The organism is Roseateles sp. P5_E11 (assembly GCF_054049355.1).
Map to the genome: position 1 here is coordinate 1 of NZ_JBFUMO010000618.1, position 3273 is coordinate 3273.

At 65.3% G+C, this 3273-nt stretch carries 4 protein-coding genes; all 4 read left to right on the forward strand.

Going from position 1 to position 3273, the window contains the following annotated elements; all coding sequences use genetic code 11:
- Window positions 1–453: lipopolysaccharide biosynthesis protein (locus ACXJKR_RS27980; protein WP_457325614.1), on the forward strand; the 453-nt coding region annotated here is incomplete at its 5' end.
- Window positions 450–1586, forward strand: coding sequence for a glycosyltransferase family 4 protein (locus ACXJKR_RS27985; RefSeq protein WP_457325616.1), 1137 nt, complete (start codon window positions 450–452; stop codon window positions 1584–1586). The genes ACXJKR_RS27980 and ACXJKR_RS27985, both read left to right, overlap by 4 nt.
- A gap of 11 nt (window positions 1587–1597) precedes the next feature.
- On the forward strand, window positions 1598–2812 hold the full coding sequence (locus tag ACXJKR_RS27990; protein ID WP_157282113.1) for a glycosyltransferase family 4 protein: 1215 nt from the start codon (window positions 1598–1600) through the stop codon (window positions 2810–2812).
- 6 nt (window positions 2813–2818) lie between these two features.
- On the forward strand, window positions 2819–3273 hold a 455-nt coding region (locus ACXJKR_RS27995; RefSeq protein ID WP_457325617.1), incomplete at its 3' end, for a hypothetical protein.

Below are 3273 nucleotides of genomic sequence, written 5' to 3' on the forward strand. Positions count from 1 at the left end.
ATGCTCGACGCGGCGGCGGGCAGGTTCTTCCGGCAAGGGCAAGGCGGAATTGCACAGGCGCTGGCCTTGTCGCGGCGGGTGCTCACGTTCGCTTTGCCTTACTCGTTGGGAGTCGCCGCCGTGTTGGTCCTGGGCGCTGATTATTTGCCTCTTGTTTTTGGCGCGGGCTATGCGAAGGCCATCCCCTTGATCAAATGGCTGGCGGTGCTGCCTGTGATCCAGGCTGTTCACTACACCTTGTCTGACGCCTTGTCCGGCGCGGGGTACCAGCGCTACCGGATGGTGGCCCAGTTTGTCGTCGTCGTTTTCTATCTTGCGACGGCATTGGTCGTGATACCGCAATTCAGGGCGCCGGGTGCCGCCCTCACATGCCTGGCGAGCGAACTGTTGCTCGCGGTCATCATCGCCGCCCTCGTTATCACCCTTTACCGTCGCCAGAAGGAGTCGCGTTGAATATCCTGATCGCCACGCATGAATATCCGCCGTACCCCGGAGGTATTGGTCGGTATTGTGCCGAGGTGCGAAGCGCCGCATTGGCCCGCGGGCACCGCGTCGATGTACTGGCGCCTGATTTTGCGAGAAGTGCTACAGCGCCGTCGCAGGACGACGCTGGGGTGTTCAGATTTCCTGGCGACGTGTATTCGAACCGGACGCTGCTCACCGTCATTCGTGCATTGCGGCGGCAACTGAGGCAGCGGACTTATGACGTCGTCCACGTCGCCGACTGGCCCCTGCTGCTGKCGTTGCCGTGGAGCGGCGTGCCCCGTGCGGTGAAGACCGTCATGACCTTCCACGGCACGGACGCCATCGTCCTCGGGCGGTCTCGTTCGGCGAGATGGTTGAGGGCTCGTCAGGCCGTCCATCGCCTGGACCGCGTGTGCGCCAACAGTGCGTTCACGCTCTCGCTCGTCGAGCGGGAACTCGCGCCGCCCGCATCCGTCGAGCGCCGGGTTACGCCCCTCGGCGTGGCGGAGTACTGGGCTGAGCCGGCCAGCGCCGAAGAGCGCGCGCAAGTCAGGCGGCTGTGCGGGGCGACCGAGGGAGACCGCATCGTCCTGACCGTGGCGCGGCTCGACCCGCGCAAGGGCCATCTCCGGGCGCTGCAGGCTATCGCCCAACTGCCGCCAGGCCAGCGCCAGACAATCTGCTACCTGGCCATCGGACGGCCCGTCGACCCCGTTTACGCGACGCATCTCCAGTCCGAGGCCAAGCGCCTGGGCGTTCGCGCGACCTTCGCTGGCGCGCAGCCCGACGCCATCGTGCGGGCCGCGTATGCCGAGAGCCGCGCCTTCCTGTTGGCCGCAGAGCCGGATCAAGAGCGCGTCGAAGGCTTCGGCCTCGTGTTTCTGGAGGCGGCGTTCCAGGGCCTGCCCACCGTCAGCACCGCCGCCCATGCGGTGCCCGAAGTCGTTCAGGACCGCGTCACCGGTTTCCTCGCGAAACCCGGCGACACCGCCGACATCGCAGCACAGCTGCTCGCCATGCTCGACGCCAACGCCGCCGGCCAGCTTGCCGGCGCGTGCGTGGCGCGCGCCCGCGAGTTCAGCTGGCAACGGTGCGCTGACCTCACTTATGCCGATTTGTAGGAGGGGCTGACGTGCGTGTGTTGATGGTGAATTCCTTTTACTTCCCTGACCAGGTCGGCGGCGCCGAGCGGTCGCTGAAGATCCTGGCGGATGCCTTGACCGCCGACGGGCATGAAGTGGCCGTGCTGGCCACGGGCGAACCGGCGGCCGAGACCGAACGCGTGGGGCAGGTGCGCGTTTTCCGCCGCCCCTCGGCCAACATTGCGCGGCGGCTGCCCGCCAGCCTGCCATCGGGCTTGCGCAAAGCCGCCTTCCACCTCCACAACACCTACACCGCGGGCAGCTTGCGCCATGCCGACGAGGCACTTGACGCATTCCGCCCCGACGTCGTCCACACCAACAACCTCGCCTGGCTGTCGGTATCGGTCTGGGGCGCCGCGTCGCGCAGGCGCATTCCCATCGTGCACACGCTGAGGGACTACGCCCTCCTTTGCGCCAACTACGGCTTCTTTCGCGGCGGCCAACCCTGCGGCACCGATCGCTGCTTCCAGTGCAAGCTGCTTTCGGCCAACAAGATTGCCGCGACCCGGCAGGTGACGGCCGTCGTGGGCAACAGCCGCTACACGCTGGACCGTCACCTCGAGGAAGGCGCGTTCCCGCAGGCGCGGCACTCCGTCATCTACAACGGCTACCGCACCGATCAGCCCATCGATGCGCGGCGCCATCCCAGGCGCGACGGGCGCCCCTTCGTGGTGGGCTTCATTGGCACCTTGACGGCGCACAAAGGCGTCGAGATGCTGCTCAAGACCTTTGCCGGCCTCGTTCGCGGCCCTTGGCAGGGCCATGCCGTCGAACTGGTGATTGCCGGAGAAGGAGAACCGAGCTACACCGCTCATCTAAGGGCCTTGGCTGAGGGCTTGCCGGTCAAGTTCCTGGGTGTCGTGCCGCAGCCCGAGTTCTTCAAGCAGGTCGATGTTTGTGTGGTGCCATCGTTGTGGGCCGAGCCCTTGTCGCGGGTTCTGTTCGAGGCGTTCGCCCACGGCGTACCCGTCATCGCCTCCGCAACCGGCGGCAGCGGTGAGCTCGTCAAGCCCGGAGAAACGGGCTGGTTGTTCGACATCCATGCAGCGGATGGCCTGGCTGTTCAGCTCCAGGCCGCCTACGACGACGCTGACCGCTACGAGGCGATCAGCAGGACGGCTCTGGCGCTGGCGGCCACCTTCAGGCCAGAGCGCGTGGTCAGCGAGTACATCGACCTGTACGAAACCGTGCAGCACCGGGGGTAAGGACCTATGGGTTTCATTGCAGCTTCGCTGAAAACGCCGGGCGCTTCCACGCGTCAGCCAGCGTCCACCGGCAACCTCTTCCTGAGCGTCGGAGGGATCCTCTTCGTTGGCATCTGGACCGTGACACTGATGGGCGGCGCCTGGGACTATCTCTTCAAGCGGCTGCATGCACCGACGCCCTCCGTCACGCTGCTCACGCTGCTGGTGCTGGCGATGTTCTCGCTGCGCCTGCTGAATCGCGGTCGCGAGATGGCGATCGGCGCGCCAGACATTATTGCGGCCACGTGGCTGTTCGCCGCTTTTCTATTGCTGGCAGCAATGGTGAACGCAAACACGCAGTCATTGCCCGTGGTGGGGATACTCCTGTCCTTTCACGTGTATTTCTTCTATCTGATGTTTTTCGCGGTCTCGCCAATAGTTTCTGGCTCGGTGAAATCGGGACCACTGACGATGTATTTGGT